The sequence below is a fragment of the Pseudomonadota bacterium genome, from assembly GCA_030775045.1.
Classification (GTDB): Bacteria; Pseudomonadota; Alphaproteobacteria; order JALYJY01; family JALYJY01; genus JALYJY01.
Window position 1 is genome coordinate 5,461 of sequence record JALYJY010000090.1, and the last position, 1,892, is coordinate 7,352.

General features: G+C 65.7%; 2 protein-coding genes. Both read right to left on the reverse strand.

All coding sequences use genetic code 11. The annotated features are described in order from the left end of the window. Positions 1–729 (reverse strand): hypothetical protein (locus M3O22_07795; protein ID MDP9196647.1); only part of this gene is annotated, 729 nt, incomplete at its 3' end. Between the two features lie 2 nt (positions 730–731). After that, on the reverse strand, positions 732–1,892 hold a 1,161-nt coding region (gene gpmI / locus M3O22_07800), incomplete at its 5' end, for a 2,3-bisphosphoglycerate-independent phosphoglycerate mutase (protein ID MDP9196648.1).

The window sequence follows — 1,892 nt, forward strand, 5'->3', positions numbered from 1 at the left end:
GGGCGGGGTGAGGCTGGCCATGTCCCGCGCCTCGACCCTTTCCGCCAGGTCGCGCAGGGACGAGGCTTTCTGCTGCAGGTCCCGGATCATGGTGCGGGTGGCGGCCAGTTCAGCCTCTGACGCCTTCTGGCGGGTTTTCCTGTCTTTCAGCAGGCCTGCCAGTTCCGCATGTTTCGTGGCCAGGGTGCGCCGGGCCTGCTCCGAGGCCTCCCGCTGCCGGGCCAGTCCTTCGCGTAAAGAGGCCAGGGCATCCAGATTCTGCGCCAGTGTGGTGGCCCGGTCCTTCAGCCGGGGAACAGCGGCGCGCAGCAGGATAGTGCTGCGGACCAGCTCCGCCGGCTCCCCCTCCCGCACCAGGATCGATTCGGGGGGAACGCGGGACAGCCGCTGCAGGCTGGCCAGAAGGTCGGACAGGTACCGCCGGTCGGACAGAAGACGCAGGGTCTGGTCCTTTTCCTCGGCCTCGGTCTGCCGGATCCCGTCCTGGACGCCCAGAAGCTCCTGCTCCGCCGCGCGCAGGCTTTCCGCAGCCTTGACCAGCTGCCGGCTGATATCCTTTGTCTCGGCGGCCAGTTTCCGGCTTTCCCCGGTCAGTTCGCGGTACCGTTCCTGTCGCGCGGACAGGTCCTGTTCCACCTGCTCCAGTTCCGTGCCCTCCGGCCGTGCGAGGGCAGGACAGGCCACGGAGAGAAGCAGGACGGACAGCAGGATGCGGCCAGGCAGGGTCATGGTCAGGCCCCCGCCTCTGCGGAAACCAGCATGTTGCGGCCTGTCATTTCAGCGGGAATGTCCAGTCCCATCAGGGCCAAGATGGTGGGGGCAATATCGGCCAGGCGCTCGCCATGCAGCTGCACGCCGGGCGGTCCGTTCACCAGGATTACCGGCACGGGATTGAGCGTATGGGCTGTGTGCGGCTGGTCGTGCTCGTGGTCGTACATCTGTTCACAGTTGCCGTGGTCGGACGTGAGGATCATGGCCCCGCCCGCCTCCTTCAGCCGGGTGACGATGCGCCCGAGGCACTGGTCGATGGTCTCCACAGCCCTGATGGCCGCCTTCAGGTCACCCGTGTGGCCCACCATGTCCAGATTGGCAAAGTTCAGCACCACCAGGTCGGGCGCGCTGGTGTCCATGGCCTCCAGAAGCCGGTCCGTCACCTCAAAGGCCGACATTTCGGGCTTCTCGTCATAGGTGGCAACCCTCGGGGAAGGCACCAGGATCCGCTCCTCCCCCGGGTACGGCGTTTCCACACCACCATTGAAGAAAAAGGTCACGTGGGGATACTTTTCGGTCTCGGCGATGCGCAGCTGTTTCAGCCCGGCGCGGGAGATGACCTCTCCCAGGCTGTCGCGGATGTCCTTGGGCGGAAACAGGGCAGACATAAGGCGGGCGTGTTCGGTGGAATATTCCACCATGCCGGCGGCTGCGGTAAACTTCACCGGCGCAGGCCGCGCAAAGCCGGTAAAGGCAGGATCCAGCAGGGCGGACAGGATTTCCCGCGCCCGGTCGGCCCGGAAATTGGCCATGAGAATGCCGTCGCCGTCTTTCATGCCCCTGTAGCCGCCCATGACCGTGGGCAGGACGAATTCGTCGGTGACGCCCTTGCCATAACTGTCCTCGATGGCCTTCACGGGGTCCGTGGCCTGTTCTCCCGCAGCGTGGACCATGGCCTGGTACGCCTTTTCCACCCGCTCCCACCGCTTGTCGCGGTCCATGGCATAGTACCGGCCGCTGAGGGTAACGATGTGCACGCCGGCGTACTGGGACACGTCAGCGCGGAACTTCGCAATGAAGTCCCGGGCGCTGGACGGTGGAACGTCACGGCCATCCAGAAAGCAGTGGACTGCGGCGGGAACCCCGGCCTGGGACAGGATCCGGGCCAGATTGACGATGTG